Below are 19,934 nucleotides of genomic sequence, written 5' to 3'. Positions count from 1 at the left end.
GCTAACATCATTCAAAACTCATAACTCTTTTTCTTATAGTACCGCTCGGCTTTGCTGGTAAAGTTTGAGCATGGGAATTCGAGCGGTTTTGTGTGGATATTATGGACAGGGCAATGCAGGCGATGAAGCATTGCTGGCATCGTTGCTGCAAATGTTACCGCCTTATGTGACGCCGATTGTGCTTTCTGCAAACCCTAAAAAGACGCGCGATCGCTATGGCGTAGAAAGTTGTTCGCGCAAAGCTTTCTTGCCAGTCCAGCAAGCACTCCGCAAATCGAATGTTTTCATCTGGGGCGGCGGGAGTCTGATGCAAGACGCCACCAGTGCCCTAAGTCCCCTCTACTACGCGGGATTAATGGGATTAGCCCAAAAGCGGGGCTTAAAAACCATTGCTTGGGCGCAGGGAATTGGCCCGTTGAACCGCAATTTGACTCGCTGGATAACGCGAAAAGCGATCGCGGGTTGCCAAGCCGTCAGCGTGCGCGATCGCGCCTCTGCTGCCCTGCTGATGGATTGGAAAATCCCCTATATCCAAGCCCCAGACCCGGTTTGGGCGTTAGACGCGAAGCCAGTGAAGGGACTGTGGGATTTACCAGCACCCAGAGTCGCCGTCACCTTGCGATCGCATCCCCAACTGACTCCCGCCCGACTTGATAACTTAACTCGCGCCTTGATTGACTTTCAAAAAGCTACTCAGACCTGCATTTTACTGGTGCCATTTCAAGCAAGTCAGGATCTAGCGATCGCTCAGTCAATTCAACCGCAATTACCCGGTGCCAGTCATATTTTTTCTCTTCAAGACCCTAGAGAATTGAAAGGATTATTTCAGGGTGTCGAGATGGCAATCGGGATGCGCTACCACAGCTTAATTATGGCGGCAGCACAAGAATGCCGTTGTTTCGCCCTCAGCTATGACCCCAAAGTTAGCTTGCTGATGGAAGAACTCAATATGCCAGGGTGGGACTTAACGCAATTGCCTGACGATCCCAACTTGATTAGTCAAACTTGGTTAGAACACTACGTCAACGGCGACCCCCTGTCACCCCATCAAATACAATCTTTAGTCGATCGGGCACTGATGCATCGGGATTTGTTGAGTGATGCTTTAGGGGCAAAATAGTCCTGTCGGAGCGCAACGCCTTCTGCCCTAAGTTTGAAAAGTATTATTGTGGGGCTAACCTTTGCCAATCGCGTGCCAACATCCCGTAAACAACCAAATCTACAAAATGGTCGTATAACCAACAAGCTTGGCGAAGCGTTCCTTCATTGGTAAATCCTAGTTTCTCTGGAATCGCTCGACTTTTAGAGTTCTCCACGGCAGCGCGAATTTCAACTCGGTTCAGCTTCAACTCAACCAGAGTATGATTTACCAAAGTGCGACACGATTTAATCATTATCCCGCGTCCTTGGAAATTCTCGCCCAGCCAATACCCAATGCTAGTGGCTCGATTTTCCCAATCAATTTCGTGACATCCAATTGCTCCTGCCATTTTGCCCTGATACCAAATGCCAGCATGAAATCCATTATTGGCGGCAAATTGTTTCAATGCAGCCTCAATGAAAAACTTGGTATCTTCAGGACTTTTCGAGCCATCAACCCAGGGAAGCCATTCCCGTAGGGAGGTGCGACAAGAATCAACCAAAGCATAAACTTCTTGTGCGTGTCGCACCTCAAGCAATTTGAGTTCGATTTCCTCGTCGATGCGAAATTTGAAAATGGTAGAGTGACTCCGAGAGCGTCGTGGAATAATCTTATTAGAATTATTGCAATCTAGGCGCAACTAAAGCTGTGAATTGATAAAGCTACAGCCAGTCCATTCCAAGCACCCATGACCTTCTCTTAAATCAGAGCAATGAGTGAAGCTGACACCCCCCAAGAAGCTAACCAGTCCCAGTCCTTCCCCCAATCAACCGATTCTCCAATGGACGATCCTGTGGAAGATCCGGTGAAGGATGAAACAGATCCTAACCTTGATCCTGTACAGGAGACAGCACCGGCACAGGACGAGACTCTCGTGGAAGTAATAGAAGTCGTCAGCTTAGTGCATCGTTCACCCGCGCTAGTAGACGATGAGGCGAATGCCGCAAAGACAACTGATGATGGGGATGGGGTGCATCGGGAAAAGTCTGAGCCGCAGTCATTGCCAGCAGAGGCGGGAAATTTGTTTCCACTGTTGGCGGAGATGCGTCAGCGCAATCGGGACTTAGTCAGCCGAGTGAATCACCTAGAGAAGGCACTGGGGGATTGTCAGGAGGCGTTGCAATTGCAAAGACAGCGATCGCAAGCTCAAGAAAATATCCTCACCTCTACAACCCAGGAACTCAACGGGACGCAAGAACAAGTCACCCGGATGTTCCGAGAACTAGAATCGTCTCATCAAGCTGCCCAGCGCCAACAAATCTTAATTGAAACCGTAACAGAACAGCTGGAAAACAGCCAAGAACGCATCGCCCAGCTAGAACGGGAATGTGCCTTCACCCAGCAACGCTATAACGAACAATCTCACGCGCTGTTGCAAAGCGAAAATACAATCCGCGAACTCCGTACCCGTTTGCAACGCCAGCAGCGCCAAACCCTGCAATTCAAGTCGGCGCTAGAAAAGTGTCTGGAAATGCCTCCCCCCACCCAAATCGAACCAGATACCAGACCTTCTCCCACTTGGGCGCATCGCCATCTTAAAAACGCCCACGATTCTCAATCTCTGCTCCCCAAAGCGCCGCCTATTCAACCTTGGTCAGCGCAACCGGCATTTCAGGAAGACCCCGCCCAGAATGAGGAAGATTGGGAGATTTCAGTACCATCTCCGGCTTATGCACCGATTACAGAGCCAACTGCCTTCGTTTCGAGGGAATGGGAGCCGTTAGAAGAAATACCCGCCTCTGAGAGCCTCGAAGCCACCGATGAAGAGGAGATATGGCAATGGGGAATGCTAGACTCAGACTCCGATCCGCTCATGGATGATTTTCTCATGCCCCCTGAGCTGGAAATCTCTGGTAACGACGATTTCAGCGATGAATTAGCGATCGCTTCTACCCAGGAAAGTATCGCGATTGAGAACGAACTGGAAGACCTGCTGCTGGCTGTCAGTTTCGAGCCAGATGAGAACGATGAAGCTGGAACGATCTATGCCCTAGAAAATGCCGAATCAGCTTCTCCTGCCTCGTACATCTTTGAGCCTTCTGAACCAGAGGCAATCTGGTCAGAGGATGCGAGTGGAGACAATGCTGAGCAAGAAGAGGAGGTAATATCCCGCAGAGAATTTCCGGCTGCTGTGCCCACCCAGCGCCCTGATGCCATCCCCTCCCAACCAAACTGGCCTTCCCCTCTGCTTTATCCGACACGTCCCCCGAAAGGGCGGAAATCCTTGGCGTCGATAGAATTGCCAACGTTTCCCAGAAAAACTGGCGCGTAGAAATTAAAAATCAGGACTTACGCATTGAAAGCTTGAAATCTAGATCCCTCTAGCCCCCTTTTTTAAGGGGGCTTTTCCGGTTCCCCCTTTTTAAGGGAGATGCAAGGGGGATCTCGGCGTAAGTCCTAAAAATACAAAATTAAACATTGTTCTTTTTAATTTTGCATTTTTAATTTTTAATCGCGACCCGCTCGGAAGACGTTTGCCTCTGCTCTTTCCGCGTAGAAAGCTGATGGTTCTTTTGAGGACGCCCCATCCCAGCAGTGAGGGCATAGCTCTGAGCCAGCAGCCATAACCACAAAGCAGGATAGTGTTCTTCTAGTGAAGGTTGTAGACGCCGGAGGGCACCCGGAAACCAACCCCCCAGCAACCAAACAACTAGGGCATGAAGTGTAAAGCTGAAATAGCTGCCCAGCCAGCGGAAGATATCTTTAGCACCGGCAAGTTGCCAAATCCATAACAGCAAAGCTGGATTGATCCAAGCTGCTTTTAGCGCCAGTCGATTGAAGGTTAGCCAATTCACTCGGTCTTTAATAAACGTGTCTGCCACCTCTGGGGGTTCTGTCGCCAAAAGCCCGAAAAAGGTATTCAGCATCGAGTTAATTCGCTGCGGCGGTAAGTAGGTGCCGGTGGGAACCATCATGCCTTTAGAAAATAACCAGGTAACGGAGACGTTGCTTTGATAAGCGCGAATCTGATTTAAGTGATGGGCTTGGAGCAAGTCATGTTTGAGGGCGGTATCGAGAAGGTTGGTTAAACGGGAGAGATTGCGAACCAGGGAACCAAAGCCGGTAAAAACGAGGGGAGATTGGAGAGAGGCGGCATCGCCAATGCTAATTAGCCGATCGAAAGCAACCGTGCGATCGCGACTTCCAACACTAAAGTGACCCGGAATATACCCAAATGTCGGTTTTTTCCACACCAGCTTCTCCATATCGCAGCGGCGATACTCCGGCAAAATGTTGAAAAAATCTTCATACATTTCTAATAACGAGCCGGGGTTATCGGGATGCACTTGATGATAGTGGAATAAGTAGAAGGTCACTTCTTCACCTTCAGCGGGGAATAACTCCCAAATCAGCTGCCGTCCCCGCGAAATATCGCCGTGACTGTTCAGCACATCCCCGTATTGGGCATCCCACACCCCCGGCTCAAACCCGCTGGCAATCACAGCCCCAACGGTTGGGCAAACACTATCAAAAGTGCGACCCCCATTCAACTGCCACGCAATCGGCGAAGCAGTGCCCATCGCATCTACTAGCAGGCGTCCGCTAGCTTGGCGCTGAGTTTGGCTGGGCAGATGTTTCGCTTGCACGGTAACTTGCGATCGCTCAATATCAGCCCGGATAAACTCCGTCTCATCCCAAATTTCCCCACCGGCTTTGGTGAGTTTTTCCCCACACAGACGCAGTAGTTTCTCGGCGTCCAATCCCACATTCAGCACGGTTGGGGTATGCAATACCTGTGCTTTTAGCTTGGGCGGATTATTGGCATCAAAGAATTTGTGAAACCCATCTACATACTCCGCGGCAATAATGCTTTCAAATTCCGCCGGGGTAAATAAGCCTAAATCAATCAAGCTTTGAAATTCATCGCGGGAAATGTTCCACTCCCGGTTCATGCGCCCGAAAGGGAGCCGTTCCAGTAATAGCACCCGGTAGCCGAGTTGAGCCATGACAGCAGCGTGGATGACGCCCAAGGCACCACCTACATAAATCAGGTCGTAGGAAGAGGACTGAGGGGAGAGGACTGAGGGGAGAGGACTGAGGACTGAGGGCTGAGGGCTGAGGGCTGAGGGCGCTTCGCCTTCCCGAAGGATGGACTGAGAGGGGAGGGAGGAGGAGTCAGTGAAGGCTTCATCTCCCTTTTGATTCCTGATTTCCCTGTCTCTTCGGAAGATAACCTGCGCTGGCTGTTTCGGATTGCGAACGCTCTCGCGCCAACGTTTCTCCCACCAATAGACGCGATTCAGGTCATATTCCCCGTTCGGCATTTTTTGAAAGCAGCGGACGGTTTCCGGGTAATCGTAAGCCAAAGCTTCAAAGATAGATTGCTTTGACAAATCAATTGCCGGTGGTTCTGGATATTGTTGGGGAAACCGGCTTCTCAGATTCGAGGTAAGTTGTTTCAGGATCTCTCTTTCACCGGGGATAGCCTGCTGTGCCCAACGGAAGACCTTCAGATACGTGGTTCGCTGCACCGACCAAATAAAAATTGAGAGTTCGGGTTGCGGAATCGCGGGATTTTGGGTTGTATCCGTTTTCTTAAGACTCTCAGGATTGGGAAATTGCAGTCTGATACCGTCAGGCGTGAACATTTTCTCCCCTGCTCCTGGATCGTACTCTTGTTGCAACCAGGCGCGGACGGCGGCTATATCCGGGGTAGGAACTTCTAAGTAAAGTATTTCTCTCATATTGGCGATCTGCATTAGGGAACCTATTCCTGAGAAAGACAGAGTGAACCGGGGTCAAAGTGCGCTAAACTTCCGGATACGAATTGCTTAGAATCGATTAAAAAACTTTACACAATTCTCATTTTCTTAATGTACAGGGGTGCAACTGTTGGACGGGCGGGGAACCGCTCACGACGAAAGCCCTGAGCGATGAATCCTTTAAACCCGCCCATAGACTATGACCTACGCCATGAATTATCCCATCCCAGCCAGTCCTCAAGAAATTGTCGCCTTGCGGCAAAAGCCCGTTGATGAAGAATTAGTGGCAGCAGCGATCGCTGGAGTCGTTCAAATTGCCCGTCAAGAGGGGCAGTCTTTAGACGAATTAACCGCTCAAGTGCTAGAAGAAGATAGTCTGCTGGATCAGGCACAAAGACACTGGCTTAGCGACATCGTTGCCCAAGCTTGGGCTAGCCTCTAGCAAATTAGAACCGCCAGATCATGCGCGAAATTGCCAAGCGAGTTATCTCCGCGTTGCCGCAGTGGTGGCGATCGCACATATTGCCCTTGTTATTTACGATTCCAGCAGCGGGTCTATTCGTTGCTGCCCTAGGGCTGTGGGGATTTGCCCAAATTGCTGACGAAGTTTTAGACAAAGAAACCCAAGCCATTGATACGGCAATTCTAGTGGTTATCAGAAGCCTGCACGCGCCGCTGCTCGATCGGCTAATGCTGGGATTCACATTTGTGGGAGAACCCACGGTGTTGCTGGTCATTTGCTTGGGCTTCGGGATTTGGCTGTACCGAGACGGTCGGCGAGGGCAAGCCATAACACTTGCGATCGCTGGAGTGGGTGCAGTTGGCTTAAACTATTTACTCAAAGTGGTATTTGGTCGCGCCCGTCCGGCGCTTTGGGATCGGGTCATTGATGTGGGTCAATACAGCTTTCCTAGCGGTCATGCGATGATTTCAATGGTTGTTTACGGCGCACTTGGCTATTTACTGGTCAAGCAGTTGAGTAAATGGCATATAGCGATCGCTAGCGGGACACTGCTATTGGTTACGGGTATTGGCCTGAGTCGGCTTTATCTTGGCGTCCATTGGCCTACGGATGTTGTCGCTGGCTATGCAGCAGGGATTGTGTGGTTGATGACCTGTATCCTCAGCCTGGAAATTTGGCAAGAATATTACAAGCCAGCTCCTCAAAAAACGCCCATCCCTAACGAAGAAGAATCCAATATCGCTAACCGCAGATAAGGGAAAACACACCTAAATCAGGGTGTATAGGAATGAAATTAATGAGCAGCAAAGTCTCGGACATCGCAGTAAAAACTATCAACGGTGAAGATAAACAACTTTCCGAGTACGGCGGAAACGTACTTTTAATCGTAAATGTCGCTTCCCAGTGCGGCTACACGCCTCAATACAAAGGATTAGAGCAGTTAAACCAAAAGTATCAGGATAAGGGATTGCGCGTTCTAGGATTTCCCTGCAACGACTTTGGAGCGCAAGAACCCGGTAGCAATGAAGAGATTGTGAATTTCTGCACGACCAACTACGGCGTCAGCTTTGAGATGTTTGACAAAGTTCATGCCAAAGGTCAAGAACAGCATCCGCTGTATGCTCGGCTTACCAGTGCAGTACAGCCTACGGGAAATGTTTCTTGGAACTTTGAGAAGTTCTTAGTCAGTAAGCAAGGTGAAGTCGTGGCTCGATTTAATAGCAGTGTGAAGCCAGATTCACCAGAATTGATTGCAGCGATTGAGCGGGAATTAGCCCAGTAAGTCAAGGAATTTATGTCTGTCCAGAATTTGTCAAACTTAACCGTTCAAGAAGCACATAAAATCCTCAAAGTTTTCGACTGCTTAAGGATAGATTCCAGTGAAGATGCACCGGATAAAGATTCAATTCGCCAAGCGCTACTTTTGGTAAGTGAGCTTTCTGATAACCAAATACTAGGGGTTTGTGCCGATACAACAGAGCAAGGGATTAAAGCTTTAAAAACCTATGCAACGGCTTTAGGTTATGAAGTCAATAAAAATTTAGCGCCGATTGATGGCTCTGTTTATATTAAATTTAACCCCAAGACTAACTTGTGTTATCTCAATCCGTACATAGGAGAACATCGCGGAGTTTTGGTGTCCTGCCAGTCTGCGAATGAAGACGGAATTAACGAGATGTACGGTCATTTACCTTTAGATTTATTTACATCGAAATCTTCATGAACGTTGCAATCATCGGCTGTGGTTATGTGGGTAAGACAATTGCCCAATATTGGCGTCAGGAGTTAGGATTTACTGTCACCGCAACCACAACTTCTCCCGAACGAGTTTCAGAATTAGAAGCAGTTGCCCAACGAGTCGTCCTTGTAAAAGGTGATGATTTGGCAGGGCTACAATCGGTGTTGGAAGATCGGGATACTGTACTGCTAAGTATTGGAGCAAAAAATGCCGATGTTTATGAAGAAACTTATTTAAAAACTGCCCATAGCTTAGTCTCAGCCTTAAAACAAACTCCTTCAGTACGACAGCTAATCTATACGGGGAGTTATGCTGTCTACGGGGATAAAAATGGGGAATGGGTGGATGAAGAATCACCCGTTGCACCGGCTAATAAGAATAGTCAAATTCTCTGCGATACCGAGCAAGTATTGCTATCAGCATCCACTGAAAATCTAGGCGTTTGCATCCTCCGTTTAGGCGGGATTCATGGGCCAGGTCGTGAATTATCCAAAATATTCAGTCGAGTTGTTGGTACAACTCGCCCAGGAAATGGCGAAGACACAACAAATTGGATTCACCTAAATGACATTGTTGCTGCTATCGAGTTTGCCCGCAAGCACAAATTCCAAGGAATTTATAATTTAGTAGATGATGCACATTTGACTTATCGAGAACTTCTTGACCGCGTGTGCAACCAACATAATCTACCCAAAGTTTCTTGGGATGAATCCCAGAAAAGTGTTCGACCTTACAATGCGCGAGTGTCAACTCAGAAGCTAAAAGCCGCTGGGTTTCAATTGAGTCATCCGGAAACGATATAGCAATCTTATTGGAGTTATGAGAGGCCATCGATTTAGATTCCCGACTTTTTAGAGAAGTCGGGAATCTCGGCTTCACTGTATGCAAATTTCCAACTTTCCCGTTTAAAGTAGGCTAGGGGATTTAAGCTTGTACAATTTGCCCTTTGATTCCTAAACTTCTTTGAAAAGGAGAACAAGAAAAAGGTAGTTGTTAAATTTTAAATAATATGAAATACGCACAATAAACCCTGAACGATGAGTTTTGTATGCTTACCGAATCTTCTCGAATGCAGGCGGTGCAGTCGCCAATTATTCCCGTTGTTGGGGAATTGATTCGTAGCTGTCCGGGAACGATTTCCTTGGGACAAGGCGTTGCTTATTATAGTCCGCCGCCAGAAGCGATCGCGCAACTGTCCCATTTCCTGGCAGATCCAGAGAATCACAAGTACAAACCCGTACAAGGTATCTCGCCGTTGCTGGAGGCGATCGCTCAAAAATTAAAATTTGAGAACGCGATTGACATGAATGCTGAGAACTGCATTGTAGTCACAGCTGGCAGTAACATGGCGTTCGTGAATGTGATGTTAGCGATCGCAAATCCCGGCGACGAGATTATTCTTCAAACGCCTTATTACTTCAACCAAGAGATGGCAATTACGATGGTGGGTTGTCGTCCGGTTCTGGTCGCGACGGATGAGAATTATCAACTCCGTCCGGAGGCGATTCGGCAAGCAATTACCGAAAAAACGCGGGCAGTTGTCACAATTTCACCTAATAATCCCACGGGAGCCGTGTATTCGGAAGCTGCATTACGCGAAGTGAATCAAATTTGTCGCGATCGCGGCATCTATCACATCAGCGATGAAGCCTATGAATACTTTACTTACAACGGCGTGCAGCATTTTTCCCCAGCAGCGATTCCAGACAGCCACCTCCATACAATTTCCCTCTTCTCGCTGTCTAAAGCTTACGGTTTCGCGTCCTGGCGCATCGGGTATATGGTGATGCCAAAACACCTCCTCATCGCCGTCAAGAAGATTCAGGATACGATTTTGATTTGTCCCCCAGTGATTTCCCAGTATGCCGCATTCGGAGCATTGCAAGCGGGAGTAGATTACTGCAAGGAAAAGCTAGAAGCGATCGCCTCTGTGCGCGAAATTTTCCTCAACGAATGCGATCGCATCCAACATTTATGCACCATTCCCCCAGCAGATGGAGCTTTTTATTTTCTGCTGAGAGTCCATACAAAATTGCCTGCAATGGACTTGGTAGAAAGACTGATCCGCGAACATGGTGTCGCGGTTATTCCAGGTACAACCTTTGGCATGGAAGACGGGTGTTATCTGCGCGTTGCCTATGGTGCCCTGCAAAAAGAAACCGCAGCCGAGGGGATTGGGCGATTAGTGAGGGGTTTGTCAGCGATTTTAAGCGCATAATCGTCAAGGGGGCATTTAGCGAAGAATTACACCTTTTTGCCATGAATTGCAAGGAATATTGACGGAAAGCATGAATAGCCAAGAAAAATCCTCTTTAATTGTCGGCTGCTGGCAACTCGACGATCGCAGTTGGAAACGAATTCCAGAAACCGATATTGCCCGTGCTTTGGATATTTACTTAGCGCTGGGTACTACTCATTTTGATACCGCAGACATCTACGGACGCAGCGAAAGTGTTCTCGGTCGCTTGCTCAAAGGAAGCGACTGCACCATTTTGACCAAAGCCGTCTTTTTCGACAATATTCCGAATCCAACACAAATTCGCAGCAAAATTGAGAATTCTCTCCGCAATTTGCAGCGCGATACTCTCGATTGCGTACAAATCCACTGGCACAATCCAGAATTAGATTTTGCCTCTACTTTTAGGGTGTTCGCAGAACTTTTAGAACAAGGTAAGATTCGCAAACTTGGCGTTACTAATTTCAATACGCCAATGTTAGAAAAAGCTTTGCAATACGCCACAATTAGCACTCATCAAGTGCAATACAGCTTAATTGACCGACGCGTAGAAAACTCAATGCAAAGTCTATGCCTCCAGCATAATATTGCTTTGTTGCCCTACGGTCCTCTAGCAGGCGGCTTCTTGTCAGATAAATTCCGGGGCATCGCGTCACTCCCCAGCGAAGGCTCTCATGCCCGTGGCTTCTACTACAACAGTATGATCCGCGCCCACGGCGGCTGGCAACCTGTCTTAGAGATGCTAGACACGTTGGCACAGGTGGCCAAAAAATATGAGAAAACAATTTCTCAAGTAGCTTTAAACTGGGTTAAGCAGCAGCCGGGTGTTGCGGCTGTCATCTCAGGCTTTACTCAAGATCGTCAGCAGATTCAAAAGAATGTAGAAGCTTTGAGTCTTCAACTAGATAAGGACGATCTGCAATTGCTTTCCGATCGTTCATCTACCCTATTCAAACAACCGGGAGATATTTATTCTTACGAGCGATAGATGAGCTGAGCTTTGCCAGGAGGCACTGTTAAGTTAACTCAAAATTTAGCTCATCAACCCAAAAAATGAGCAAAGTGTATCCCATTTTTCTAAAAACAAGCCTACAAGCTGAAACCTGCTTTCATCAGGCTTCGTTTGTATATCCGCGATTTTAGCCATCAGGAGTTTTTACTCTGATTGGGATGCTCCTAACCCTAATTGCTTTCTGGATAATTATGCAACCCTTGTCTTCAACTCAAAATCTACAAATTTCTGCAACTGAAACTGTAACTCCTACGCAGTTTTACACTTGGAAAAATTATCGCTGCGCCTACGAAGTTCATACCGCAATTAATCCAAATACAAATGAGGGGACTCCCCTCCTATTAATTCATCCCATTGGTGTAGGATTATCCCGAAAGTTTTGGCAGCGATTCTGTCGAGAATGGTATGAAGCGGGTCGCCGGAATCCAATTTATAATCCAGACTTACTGGGATGTGGTGAGAGCGATATGCCTCATGTGGCTTATAGTCCTCTTGATTGGGCACAACAATTGCAACATTTTTTGCAGACTGTAGTCAAAAAACCTGTGATTGTAGTGGTACAAGGGGCTTTGCTGCCGGTAGCAATTGAGTTAGTTCGTCTAGAAACGAATTCTAATTTTATTCGAGGCTTGGTGCTGGCTGGCCCTCCCGCTTTGACATTGCTTGCTAAACCTAGAGCAAATTGGCGGCAAAAACTTACCTGGAATCTGTTAGACTCTCCTTTTGGGAGTGCCTTTTATCGCTATGCGCGGCGCGAACAGTTCCTACGTTCTTTCTCAACTAAACAACTCTTTGAAAAGGCTGATTCAGTCGATCGGGAGTGGCTGCAAACTTTGGAGAAAGGTGCGACAGATCCAAAGACTCGCCATGCTGTTTTTTCCTTCCTAGCAGGGTTTTGGCGGCAAGATTATCGAGACGCGATCGCATCTATCTCTCAACCCACTCTAGTAGTCGTCGGCGACACGGCATCCAGCATTAGTCAAGCTGGCAAAGGTGAAACTCCCGATGAACGCTTGGCTGACTATCAGAAGTCTTTACCTAATGCTGAGGGTATCAAAATGTTAGGTCGTAATGTTTTACCCTATGAGTCAACAGTTGAATTCGTCAATGTAGTTACCAATTTTGTCGCTAAACATTCTTAATTAATTACATCAGAGGATGCTATCTAATGTCCGATGCAATAACGTCTGAAATAAGCGATCGCATTTGCGCTCACATGAACGACGATCATGCTGATGCTGTCGTTCTTTACGCCCAAACTTATGGTAATTCTCCCGATGCTGCAAAGGCAGAAATGGTTTCGGTAGATCCAGAAGGCATGAATCTCATGGCACAAGTCAAAGGTTCGGATGTCCCGATACGCATTCACTTCGATCATATTCTTAAAGATGCCGAAGATGCTCACCATACGCTCATTGCAATGGTGAAACAAGCGCGTTCTCATTCAAAATAGTACCAAAATAGCACGTTGAGTAGGGTGGGCATTGTCCACCTTACTTCTATGCTCGTAAAATTTAAACTTGTTGATTAATTTGTGACTTATCTAGTCCCTCTTTTATCCAGGTAATGCACTCTTGTTCAGTTCCAAATATTTTTGGCGCGGCAACATTATTTAAGTTATCAGATTTATAATGATCGTAAAAATATTTACTTGCTAATTGATAAACAATAATCAAATTATCTTGATAAATATATCTATTTTTAAAATAATCGTTTTGGTTAACAACATCTGAATTCTCATCTAGATGTTCTTTGGCTGCCTCAATAATCGTATCAATGCAACTTGAATAAATACCAGCCGGATTTTCCAATTTATGAAATTTACCTTTATGCCCTAATTCAGAAAGTAAACTATAAGAGTAAATATTTTGACCATCCGCTATCCCAAAAACAAATGGGATGATCAGATATCCTTTATAAGAGACTGAATTTTCGTAGAGTAACCGGCTCATTTTTATCCTCCGTACTGGCTATTTCACTCTTCATTTCTTCAAAACGATGTATTCTTTTTTTTTAAAATTTTATTTTTCGGCTTTTTCATATACGTCAGCGCGATCGCACTCAACAATCTTCCCTGTAAATACTCGTGTAGCGGCAAGCTTAACCAAATTGTCACTTAACAACATGGCAACAAAACCATCTGTATCTTTAGTTAAAACTGACTAATTGCTAGTCCCAAAATACTGCAAGCATTCGCACAAAAATTATTCAGATTTAGCAGTATCTGGCTGAAAGTAAAGAGCTGATTTATATAACACTTGTTCTTGGTGGGTTTCTAAAGTGCAATCCGACAGCGGATAAGCCACACAGGTAACAGTGTACCCAGCCTCTAGTTCTTTTGGACGTAGAAACTTTTGTTCGCTTTGGTCTACTTCACCACTCACCAACTTGGCGATACAAGCCGAACATTCTCCTTGCTTACACCCAGAAGGTAATCGAATGCCCGCATCTTCAGCCATATCTAGAATATACTGATCGTCTGGCACGGAGATGGTACGGTCAAGCGCGATCGCTGGATTTACCAGCCGGACTTGATAAACTGCCATTAAAACGACTCCTTTAAAACTCGTATCCTCTGTCAAGCCAATAGTGCCAGTCTGCGATTGCTTCCAAGGTTTCGCTATCAGCATCAATCGGTTCTATTTCTGATAAACGAGCCGAGAACGTATCTTCACCTGTAGCATCTTTGTAAAGCACTTCCACAAACATATCGTGCAAGCATTCATCTTCTGATGACATTTCCACTACCTCAACTTCTTTGCCTTCAGTTGAGGATGATTTGCCTCCCTTTCTCACCCACTTAGCTTTAAAGGGGAAGTTGAGATTATCGTTAAGGTAGTAGTACCATCCCATCGCCTGTTCTTCTTCGTCATAGGCATCGACGATTATTTCCATGGCAATGCGATTCTCTCGGATTTCGTCTTCCTCAACGTTAGGCATAAGACATTAGCTCCGGATAATTAAACTTTGAATATAATAAATCTTTCGAGCGATCGCGTCCTCAATTCTCCTCAACAATTGTCGTCACGATGCTCTATTTGCTGCCTTACCCAAGCGCGAAAAGACCGAATCATGGGGATTTCCCTAATTCTTAGACTTTCTTCCAGAAACCCTGGAATTTCTGTTGTTAAGGGTAGATTTGCAAAAGTAGGAGAGACAGTGCAAGGAACATACACTCCGTCTCGCAATTGATAAATTTGCATCACAGGTTCGTCAGAACGCCAAACTTCCGGAACACCCAAAGCGAGATAAATTGAAAGTCGGTCAATAGAAGCGCTGGTATAGTCCACCTCCACTGCTAAGTCAGGAGGTGGGTCAATCGTTAAATCAATATCCCTTTTCTGTCTGATCAGCGGTTCATTTTGAATATAAAAGCAAGAATCTGGTTCAACACCCCGCTGAAGGTCTGGACGCTTACAAGTGAGAGATCCAGCGCTTCTGAGATTGAGGTTCAGTTCCTCAGCTAAAGCGAAAACCAAGTGTTCTAGCAGCCTATTGTTATGCTCATGAGGCATCAGCGGGGTCATAATTTCCAGCGTTCCGCGATCGTAAGCCAGTCGAGTGTTACGATCTTCCCCCCTCTCTGTCAGTATTGTTTCAAACGTTTGCCAACTAATGTTTCTAAGTACACCCCGCCCTTGAGTGGTTGTCGCTGTCGTCACCATAGGACTTAACCCCGCGTTTTCTACCAAGATATCAAGTTGAGTGGGTAATGAGGATGCGATCGCTCTCCAATGAGGAGGAAAGAGGGCTTCCACGAAGTTATAGTCAAATGACAAATACCGGATGTTCCTGAAATTGCTGAGAGAATGAGGCAGAGAAAATCTTTGCTCGTGTAGTGGAAATTCCCACTCTGCCCATTTAGGTGTAGTATAATTGTACTATAAACGATCAATAGATAGTGCCAAGCCAACTCCTGGATACTGTCTATTAGCGCTCTAGCATTAGTCTAATATGTACTAACACACTCAAATGCGGATAAATAAAGTTACTATTAAGTCCTTTAAGCGATTCCACGATCTCACTATCCAGGGCATCCCCGAAACTGCTCGTCTAGTTGTAATGACTGGTCCAAATGGATGTGGTAAATCATCATTATTTGATGCCTTCCTATTGTATTACAGAAAAATTACAGCTCGATTTGTAGGATTTAATATTGACAAAGATTACCTCAATAAAGTAGGACTGCCTGAACTGGTATGGGATGGATTGGTTGATGTATCTTTCTACGAACAGCTACCACAGGAAGAAACTCAACAAAGAAAGCTTTTTTATTTTCGCTCTGCATATCGAAACGAGGCTGATTTTACAGTTACCAATGTTCAAAAAATTGATGTTAATGCCGATATAACCCGCATTCAAAGATTAATTGATAATGATGTCAATGTTTCTTTAAATTATCAACGTTTAGTTGCAGAAACTGTTGCATTTGTATATGGAGGAACACGTGATGGAATAACGGTAGGAAATCTACGTGAAGAATTAATTGGTCAGATAAGAGAGTCGATGCTTCGGGTTTTTGGCGATTTAGTGCTTAAGGGTCCAGGTAATCCACTTGAAGATGGAACATTTTTCTTCACAAAGGGTCTAAGTCAAAATTTCCGGTATAAAAATTTGTCTGGGGGGGAAAAAGCCGCCTTTGATTTGCTGCTTGATTTTGTTGTAAAAAGAGTGTCTTTTAGCAACACGGTTTTCTGTATTGATGAGCCAGAAACCCACATGAACACTCGCCTACAAAGCAAATTGCTGGACGAATTTTTTAAACTTCTTCCAGAAAATTGCCAACTTTGGATAGCGACGCATTCCATCGGCATGATGCGCCGTGCTAGAGATTTACAAGAGGCTAATCCGGGTGAAGTGGTATTTCTCGATTTTGACGAGAAAGACTTTGACCAACCACAGACTTTGGAACCTCACCCTGTCAACCGTGCGTTCTGGGAGCGGACACTTAGAGTAGCATTGGATGATTTATCTGATTTGGTAGCTCCTCGAAGGGTAGTCATTTGTGAAGGCAATATTATGGGGACAGGCAACCCTAAAAAAGCTGAATTCGATGCACAATGCTACCGCACTATTTTTGCCACAGAATTTCCAGACACCCAATTTCTTTCAGCTGGTAGTTGCAATGAGGTTGAGGAAGATAGATTTGCCCTAATTGCAACGATTAAAGCTTTAGCTAAAGGTGTGGACATTATTCGTGTTGTTGATAAAGACGATAAAAGCGCAAAGGAGATTGAAGAGCTAGTTACCAAAGATGTTAAAGTTCTCTCCCTTCGGCATATAGAATCATATTTATTTAACGACGAGATACTTAATCTGCTATGTGTTACATCTGAAAAACCGGATCTGATTAATGAATTGCTGACAACGAAACAAACAGCTATTAGTAAGAGTATCAATCGTGGTAATGCACAAGATGATATAAAATCTGCGGGAGGCGATATTTACATTGCAGCTAAAAAGTTACTCAATCTAAAAGGTGCTGGTAATACAGTAGATGCCTTTTGCAGGGATACACTGGCACCGCTAGTGGCTCCTGGAACTAACGTTTATGCAGAGCTAAAAAGAGACATATTTGGTTTGTAAACTCTGACGAGAGCGATCGTACTTAGGGTAGCCAAAAATCAGGTAAGAATGTTTTACCGAAATTACGTATGCTTTGGTTAATTGACCGACCAAGCTGAATATGCGGCTCATCCGCCTCTATTGGTAGAATCAAAGCCTTACTCCCACGCCCAAAGCGAGAAATAACCGAATTTGCCGCTTCCAAACCAGTTACATAAGCCTTTTCTTGCGACCAAGAACCGTGACGGGTAACAATCCAATCGCCACTCATAAAGACATTCTTGATACTCGTCTCTCCTGGCAACATATACTGATAGCTACCAGGGAAAAAATGAGTTACTGCACGCGGTAAGCGGATTGCACTACTATCGATTATTTTTGCATCTCGGAAAGCCGGGATACAAGTTGCTAAATCTTGCTGAACCAGCGGCACAATTTCCTCATCGCTTAAGGGAAGAAACTGATTTGCGTGATAAAAATCTGCTTCAATAACAGTTCCCGACTCATCGCGGTACTCGTCATGTATGGCATTTAAATCGAAAAACGTCCATCCAGTTGTTGCATTAAAACCAAAACAGGCATTGGAAGGACGAGGAATATTGATTTTGCGGTCAAACCAGAGGCGGGTTGCCAACACATCAACCGCGCCTAAGTTGTGAATATCCCGAAATTCTTTACGGTTTTGTAAGCTGGGGCTACCAGACACAATCTTCTTCATACCGCTGATACCAACGGCAAAAATAATCGCATCTGCCTCAAAAACTTCATCCCCACAAACAACCGCTGTTGCTTGATTATTACTATCAACAATTACGTCACTGACTCGTCGATTAGCGAGTAATTTTCCCCCGGCTTGTTCGATGCGTTCTACCCAAGGACGAAATATCATCTCACCAACCGTTCCGCGACACCAGACAACATCAAAGTCGGGTTGGTGAGCCAAAATGAAATAATAAAGCATACCCAGCGCGGCGGCGGCGGAACATTGCTCTCCAGGGGCAAATAAACCAACCAGCAGCATCGGCTCAAAGGAATCGCGGTAAAGTCGCGCCGAAACCCCAAAATCTTTGAAGAGTTCTCGTGCCGTTACAGAGTCATAGCGTCGCCAAGCTTCGTCGCTATTGTCAAAATCAATAACTGCGTAGAGTAGCGGTAAAGCTGATAGGCGATCGCTTAATGGCAACCGTTTAAATTGCGTGTAGAGAAAAGTTCCAAGTGGAGTGGGAAGTCGCGGTAAGTCTTGGAAAATGGGAGATTCGACTTCTAAACCGGCTGGAGAATACTGGGAGGAACGAGTCCAAGGCGTAAACGGACTCAGCCCTAATTCCTTTACCAAAGAAAAGATATTTCGGTAAGGATACCAGAAACCATGAATCCCCGCTTCTACAGAGCGCCCCCCTGCGGTCTTCCAGCCCGCCACCAAGCCACCCGGATAGGGGCCAGCCTCTAGAAGGGTTACGTCATAGCCTTGACGCGCTAGGTGGTAGGTAGCCCCCAACCCTGCCCAACCAGCACCAACGACGACTATTTTTGGGGTTTGTGTTTCTGTTGGCATCGCGCACATCTCCATTCTGTTTTCAGGATGACAAGAACCCTACCCTCAACCCTCCCCGCAAGCAAGGAGGGGGCGAAGAGGAGCTTTTCTGTGGGGGCGAACCGATTGAAGGGGTTTTATTACTTACACCTAGCTTCTCAGTTCGTTGAGTTTGGCTCTGATTGTCTCTATTCTTTTACGGTTCACGCCCAAATCCGACTGTCCTAGGCGGGAGGCTGAACGGATATGGATCGTTTTTGCGCTTTCATCGAGATAAAATTCCACGTCATCGACAAACCCCATCAGCGCACTAGTGAATTCCGCGTAGAGGTAATTCTCAGTTTCAGTGATAATTTTGGTTTTCGGGAGGGAGTTGATAACTGTTTTGAGATTAGCGATCGCCTCCGTTGGGGAAGAGTTGTAGGTCAAAGGCTCAATTTTATTCTGGGCATTTTGGCTTTGACTGCTGACACAGTTGGGCGTACTAGGGCAAGGCGCTAGTTGGCCTGACTGGACACCGAGATTAGTGGGTGGTTTTCCGGCAAACACGATCGTTCCTCCTGACAAAGCGGTAGTTGCCCCTATCCAACAGATAGCTGCTAAACATAAGGATAGAGAGATTAGAAGCCAACGCGACCGATTGGAAGTGATATTCATGAATGAATTTTCTATCAATTCGTTACTAGAAGACCTAAAAAATCCGGATGAAACCGTCCGCTATGAGGCTACAGCAGAGCTGTGGCGCGTCTGGTTTCATCAAAAGGGAGAGGTAGGGTTTGAACTACTTCAGCGATCGCAGGCAATGCTGGAGGCAGGAGAGCTTGCCAAAGCTGAGGAGTTACTCACCGACCTGATCGAGACTCAACCAAATTTCGCGGAAGCCTGGAATAGACGAGCCGTTCTTTACTATATTCTCAGGGAGTACAAAAAGGCGCTCCAAGACTGCCAGATGGCGGTTAAGCTCATTCCATTCCACTTTGGGGCGCTACATGGGATGGGGTTGTGCCATGTCGCACTCGAAGACTACAGCGCTGCCATTCAAGCTTTTCGACAAGCGCTGGAAATTCAGCCTTACGCTCTAGAAAATCAAAGATTGATTCTGGAATGTACGGCCCATCTGAGCTAATTTATAGGGTGGTAAGTCAAACCGTATTCAAAATAACACCCCTTGAAACGCGCTGCCAGAGGGGATGTACCTTCAATCCTTGATATGCCTCTAGAATGATATTAAATCCCTATAAAAACGGTTACAGGGATATTTAAACAATTAAAATATATGTTCTTATTTATAACACAATTGGGCAGCTTTACTCTGTGCTTTACTGAGCGCTGATTGCTTTAAATACATAGAATTAATTGTTTCTGTGTCTACATAAGTGCTTAAGCAAAATTAATTACATATTCGGTTCCGACTTTTTTTAGCACATTTTTGACATACTTTACTAAACTTTTCCAGTCCCGATAAGCCTCTATCTCTATCCATTCATATTTCATAAACTTCCATAAGATTTCAATTAAGTTGAGTTCGGGTGAATAAGGGGG

Annotated in this window: 22 protein-coding genes; 13 read left to right on the top strand and 9 right to left on the bottom strand. The window is 45.9% G+C overall.

The window, feature by feature from the left end:
- Positions 1-70: 70 nt before the first annotated feature.
- The gene (gene csaB / locus NDA06_RS18055) at positions 71-1,120 is read left to right on the top strand and encodes a polysaccharide pyruvyl transferase CsaB (protein ID WP_190986170.1); all 1,050 of its coding nucleotides are present in this window, start codon (positions 71-73) and stop codon (positions 1,118-1,120) included.
- A gap of 43 nt (positions 1,121-1,163) precedes the next feature.
- On the opposite strand, the gene NDA06_RS18050 is transcribed toward csaB, so the two are convergent.
- Entirely contained in the window at positions 1,164-1,718 is a 555-nt protein-coding gene (locus tag NDA06_RS18050; protein WP_190672545.1) for a GNAT family N-acetyltransferase, read from the bottom strand.
- A gap of 135 nt (positions 1,719-1,853) precedes the next feature.
- On the opposite strand from NDA06_RS18050, the gene NDA06_RS18045 reads away from it, so the two are divergent.
- The gene (locus tag NDA06_RS18045) at positions 1,854-3,413 is read left to right on the top strand and encodes a hypothetical protein (protein ID WP_190410609.1); all 1,560 of its coding nucleotides are present in this window, start codon (positions 1,854-1,856) and stop codon (positions 3,411-3,413) included.
- 169 nt (positions 3,414-3,582) lie between these two features.
- On the opposite strand, the gene NDA06_RS18040 is transcribed toward NDA06_RS18045, so the two are convergent.
- Entirely contained in the window at positions 3,583-5,826 is a 2,244-nt protein-coding gene (locus NDA06_RS18040; RefSeq protein WP_190986181.1) for a flavin-dependent dehydrogenase, read from the bottom strand.
- Between the two features lie 229 nt (positions 5,827-6,055).
- On the opposite strand from NDA06_RS18040, the gene NDA06_RS18035 reads away from it, so the two are divergent.
- The 9 genes from NDA06_RS18035 (at position 6,056) to NDA06_RS17995 (ending at position 12,746) form a co-directional block, all read left to right on the top strand.
- Positions 6,056-6,286 (top strand): hypothetical protein, encoded by a 231-nt coding sequence (locus NDA06_RS18035; RefSeq protein ID WP_190429539.1) that lies wholly within the window; start codon positions 6,056-6,058, stop codon positions 6,284-6,286.
- A gap of 20 nt (positions 6,287-6,306) precedes the next feature.
- Positions 6,307-7,062: a phosphatase PAP2 family protein gene (locus tag NDA06_RS18030; protein ID WP_190672445.1), complete on the top strand. Its 756-nt coding sequence runs from the start codon at positions 6,307-6,309 to the stop codon at positions 7,060-7,062.
- A gap of 41 nt (positions 7,063-7,103) precedes the next feature.
- Positions 7,104-7,589 carry a glutathione peroxidase gene (locus NDA06_RS18025; RefSeq protein ID WP_190986169.1) on the top strand — a complete coding sequence of 162 codons (486 nt, stop codon included), beginning with the start codon at positions 7,104-7,106 and terminating at the stop codon, positions 7,587-7,589.
- 12 nt (positions 7,590-7,601) lie between these two features.
- The gene (locus NDA06_RS18020; RefSeq protein ID WP_190986168.1) at positions 7,602-8,030 is read left to right on the top strand and encodes a DUF1824 family protein; all 429 of its coding nucleotides are present in this window, start codon (positions 7,602-7,604) and stop codon (positions 8,028-8,030) included.
- Positions 8,027-8,848 carry an SDR family oxidoreductase gene (locus NDA06_RS18015; RefSeq protein ID WP_190986167.1) on the top strand — a complete coding sequence of 274 codons (822 nt, stop codon included), beginning with the start codon at positions 8,027-8,029 and terminating at the stop codon, positions 8,846-8,848. Before NDA06_RS18020 ends, NDA06_RS18015 begins: the two co-directional genes overlap by 4 nt.
- A gap of 245 nt (positions 8,849-9,093) precedes the next feature.
- On the top strand, positions 9,094-10,263 hold the full coding sequence (locus tag NDA06_RS18010; protein ID WP_190986166.1) for a pyridoxal phosphate-dependent aminotransferase: 1,170 nt from the start codon (positions 9,094-9,096) through the stop codon (positions 10,261-10,263).
- Between the two features lie 70 nt (positions 10,264-10,333).
- Complete coding sequence (locus NDA06_RS18005) at positions 10,334-11,269, top strand: aldo/keto reductase (RefSeq protein ID WP_190986165.1); 936 nt, start codon at positions 10,334-10,336, stop codon at positions 11,267-11,269.
- A 215-nt stretch (positions 11,270-11,484) separates the two neighbouring features.
- The gene (locus NDA06_RS18000; protein WP_190429532.1) at positions 11,485-12,435 is read left to right on the top strand and encodes an alpha/beta hydrolase; all 951 of its coding nucleotides are present in this window, start codon (positions 11,485-11,487) and stop codon (positions 12,433-12,435) included.
- A 26-nt stretch (positions 12,436-12,461) separates the two neighbouring features.
- Entirely contained in the window at positions 12,462-12,746 is a 285-nt protein-coding gene (locus tag NDA06_RS17995; protein WP_190410617.1) for a DUF2470 domain-containing protein, read from the top strand.
- 61 nt (positions 12,747-12,807) lie between these two features.
- Here NDA06_RS17995 and NDA06_RS17990 read toward each other — a convergent pair whose 3' ends face one another.
- From NDA06_RS17990 to NDA06_RS17975, 4 genes are all read right to left on the bottom strand, one after another.
- Positions 12,808-13,245, bottom strand: a complete 438-nt coding sequence (locus NDA06_RS17990) for a hypothetical protein (protein WP_190986164.1) — start codon at positions 13,243-13,245, stop codon at positions 12,808-12,810.
- A 252-nt stretch (positions 13,246-13,497) separates the two neighbouring features.
- Complete coding sequence (locus tag NDA06_RS17985; protein ID WP_190410620.1) at positions 13,498-13,839, bottom strand: 2Fe-2S iron-sulfur cluster-binding protein; 342 nt, start codon at positions 13,837-13,839, stop codon at positions 13,498-13,500.
- Positions 13,840-13,852: 13 nt separating this feature from the next.
- The gene (locus NDA06_RS17980; RefSeq protein ID WP_190429528.1) at positions 13,853-14,233 is read right to left on the bottom strand and encodes a calcium-binding protein; all 381 of its coding nucleotides are present in this window, start codon (positions 14,231-14,233) and stop codon (positions 13,853-13,855) included.
- A gap of 71 nt (positions 14,234-14,304) precedes the next feature.
- Positions 14,305-14,958: a Uma2 family endonuclease gene (locus tag NDA06_RS17975; RefSeq protein WP_190986180.1), complete on the bottom strand. Its 654-nt coding sequence runs from the start codon at positions 14,956-14,958 to the stop codon at positions 14,305-14,307.
- A 307-nt stretch (positions 14,959-15,265) separates the two neighbouring features.
- On the opposite strand from NDA06_RS17975, the gene NDA06_RS17970 reads away from it, so the two are divergent.
- The gene (locus NDA06_RS17970) at positions 15,266-16,879 is read left to right on the top strand and encodes an ATP-binding protein (protein ID WP_190533500.1); all 1,614 of its coding nucleotides are present in this window, start codon (positions 15,266-15,268) and stop codon (positions 16,877-16,879) included.
- 22 nt (positions 16,880-16,901) lie between these two features.
- Here the strand turns inward: NDA06_RS17970 and NDA06_RS17965 are convergent, their stop codons facing one another.
- Together NDA06_RS17965 and NDA06_RS17960 are read right to left on the bottom strand one after the other, a co-directional pair.
- A complete protein-coding gene (locus NDA06_RS17965) occupies positions 16,902-18,413 on the bottom strand; it encodes an FAD-dependent oxidoreductase (RefSeq protein ID WP_190986163.1) in 1,512 nt (503 codons plus the stop codon).
- A gap of 129 nt (positions 18,414-18,542) precedes the next feature.
- On the bottom strand, positions 18,543-19,049 hold the full coding sequence (locus NDA06_RS17960) for a DUF1499 domain-containing protein (protein WP_190410625.1): 507 nt from the start codon (positions 19,047-19,049) through the stop codon (positions 18,543-18,545).
- On the opposite strand from NDA06_RS17960, the gene NDA06_RS17955 reads away from it, so the two are divergent.
- Positions 19,048-19,518 carry a tetratricopeptide repeat protein gene (locus tag NDA06_RS17955; protein ID WP_190986162.1) on the top strand — a complete coding sequence of 157 codons (471 nt, stop codon included), beginning with the start codon at positions 19,048-19,050 and terminating at the stop codon, positions 19,516-19,518. The two genes, NDA06_RS17960 and NDA06_RS17955, sit on opposite strands and share 2 nt — an antisense overlap.
- Positions 19,519-19,772: 254 nt before the next feature.
- Here NDA06_RS17955 and NDA06_RS17950 read toward each other — a convergent pair.
- Positions 19,773-19,934, bottom strand: a 162-nt coding sequence (locus NDA06_RS17950; RefSeq protein WP_190985828.1) for a transposase, incomplete at its 5' end; no start/stop codon positions are given.

It is taken from the genome of Trichocoleus sp. ST-U1 (genome assembly GCF_039961835.1).
Taxonomy (GTDB): domain Bacteria; phylum Cyanobacteriota; class Cyanobacteriia; order Cyanobacteriales; family FACHB-T130; genus FACHB-T130.
This window is presented reverse-complemented; position numbering and strand designations above follow the sequence as displayed.

Excerpts from the sequence above, each read along its gene's own strand:
- NDA06_RS18040 (WP_190986181.1), bottom strand. The coding sequence starts at position 5,826 with ATGAGAGAAATACTTTACTTAGAAGTTCCTACCCCGGATATAGCCGCC.
- NDA06_RS18000 (WP_190429532.1), top strand. The coding sequence starts at position 11,485 with ATGCAACCCTTGTCTTCAACTCAAAATCTACAAATTTCTGCAACTGAA.
- NDA06_RS17990 (WP_190986164.1), bottom strand. The coding sequence starts at position 13,245 with ATGAGCCGGTTACTCTACGAAAATTCAGTCTCTTATAAAGGATATCTG.
- NDA06_RS17985 (WP_190410620.1), bottom strand. The coding sequence starts at position 13,839 with ATGGCAGTTTATCAAGTCCGGCTGGTAAATCCAGCGATCGCGCTTGAC.
- NDA06_RS17975 (WP_190986180.1), bottom strand. The coding sequence starts at position 14,958 with ATGGTGACGACAGCGACAACCACTCAAGGGCGGGGTGTACTTAGAAAC.
- NDA06_RS18015 (WP_190986167.1), top strand. The coding sequence starts at position 8,027 with ATGAACGTTGCAATCATCGGCTGTGGTTATGTGGGTAAGACAATTGCC.
- NDA06_RS17960 (WP_190410625.1), bottom strand. The coding sequence starts at position 19,049 with ATGAATATCACTTCCAATCGGTCGCGTTGGCTTCTAATCTCTCTATCC.
- NDA06_RS18035 (WP_190429539.1), top strand. The coding sequence starts at position 6,056 with ATGAATTATCCCATCCCAGCCAGTCCTCAAGAAATTGTCGCCTTGCGG.
- NDA06_RS17955 (WP_190986162.1), top strand. The coding sequence starts at position 19,048 with ATGAATGAATTTTCTATCAATTCGTTACTAGAAGACCTAAAAAATCCG.
- NDA06_RS17970 (WP_190533500.1), top strand. The coding sequence starts at position 15,266 with ATGCGGATAAATAAAGTTACTATTAAGTCCTTTAAGCGATTCCACGAT.
- NDA06_RS18045 (WP_190410609.1), top strand. The coding sequence starts at position 1,854 with ATGAGTGAAGCTGACACCCCCCAAGAAGCTAACCAGTCCCAGTCCTTC.
- NDA06_RS18030 (WP_190672445.1), top strand. The coding sequence starts at position 6,307 with ATGCGCGAAATTGCCAAGCGAGTTATCTCCGCGTTGCCGCAGTGGTGG.
- csaB (WP_190986170.1), top strand. The coding sequence starts at position 71 with ATGGGAATTCGAGCGGTTTTGTGTGGATATTATGGACAGGGCAATGCA.
- NDA06_RS18010 (WP_190986166.1), top strand. The coding sequence starts at position 9,094 with ATGCTTACCGAATCTTCTCGAATGCAGGCGGTGCAGTCGCCAATTATT.
- NDA06_RS17980 (WP_190429528.1), bottom strand. The coding sequence starts at position 14,233 with ATGCCTAACGTTGAGGAAGACGAAATCCGAGAGAATCGCATTGCCATG.
- NDA06_RS18025 (WP_190986169.1), top strand. The coding sequence starts at position 7,104 with ATGAGCAGCAAAGTCTCGGACATCGCAGTAAAAACTATCAACGGTGAA.
- NDA06_RS17965 (WP_190986163.1), bottom strand. The coding sequence starts at position 18,413 with ATGCCAACAGAAACACAAACCCCAAAAATAGTCGTCGTTGGTGCTGGT.
- NDA06_RS18020 (WP_190986168.1), top strand. The coding sequence starts at position 7,602 with ATGTCTGTCCAGAATTTGTCAAACTTAACCGTTCAAGAAGCACATAAA.
- NDA06_RS17995 (WP_190410617.1), top strand. The coding sequence starts at position 12,462 with ATGTCCGATGCAATAACGTCTGAAATAAGCGATCGCATTTGCGCTCAC.
- NDA06_RS18005 (WP_190986165.1), top strand. The coding sequence starts at position 10,334 with ATGAATAGCCAAGAAAAATCCTCTTTAATTGTCGGCTGCTGGCAACTC.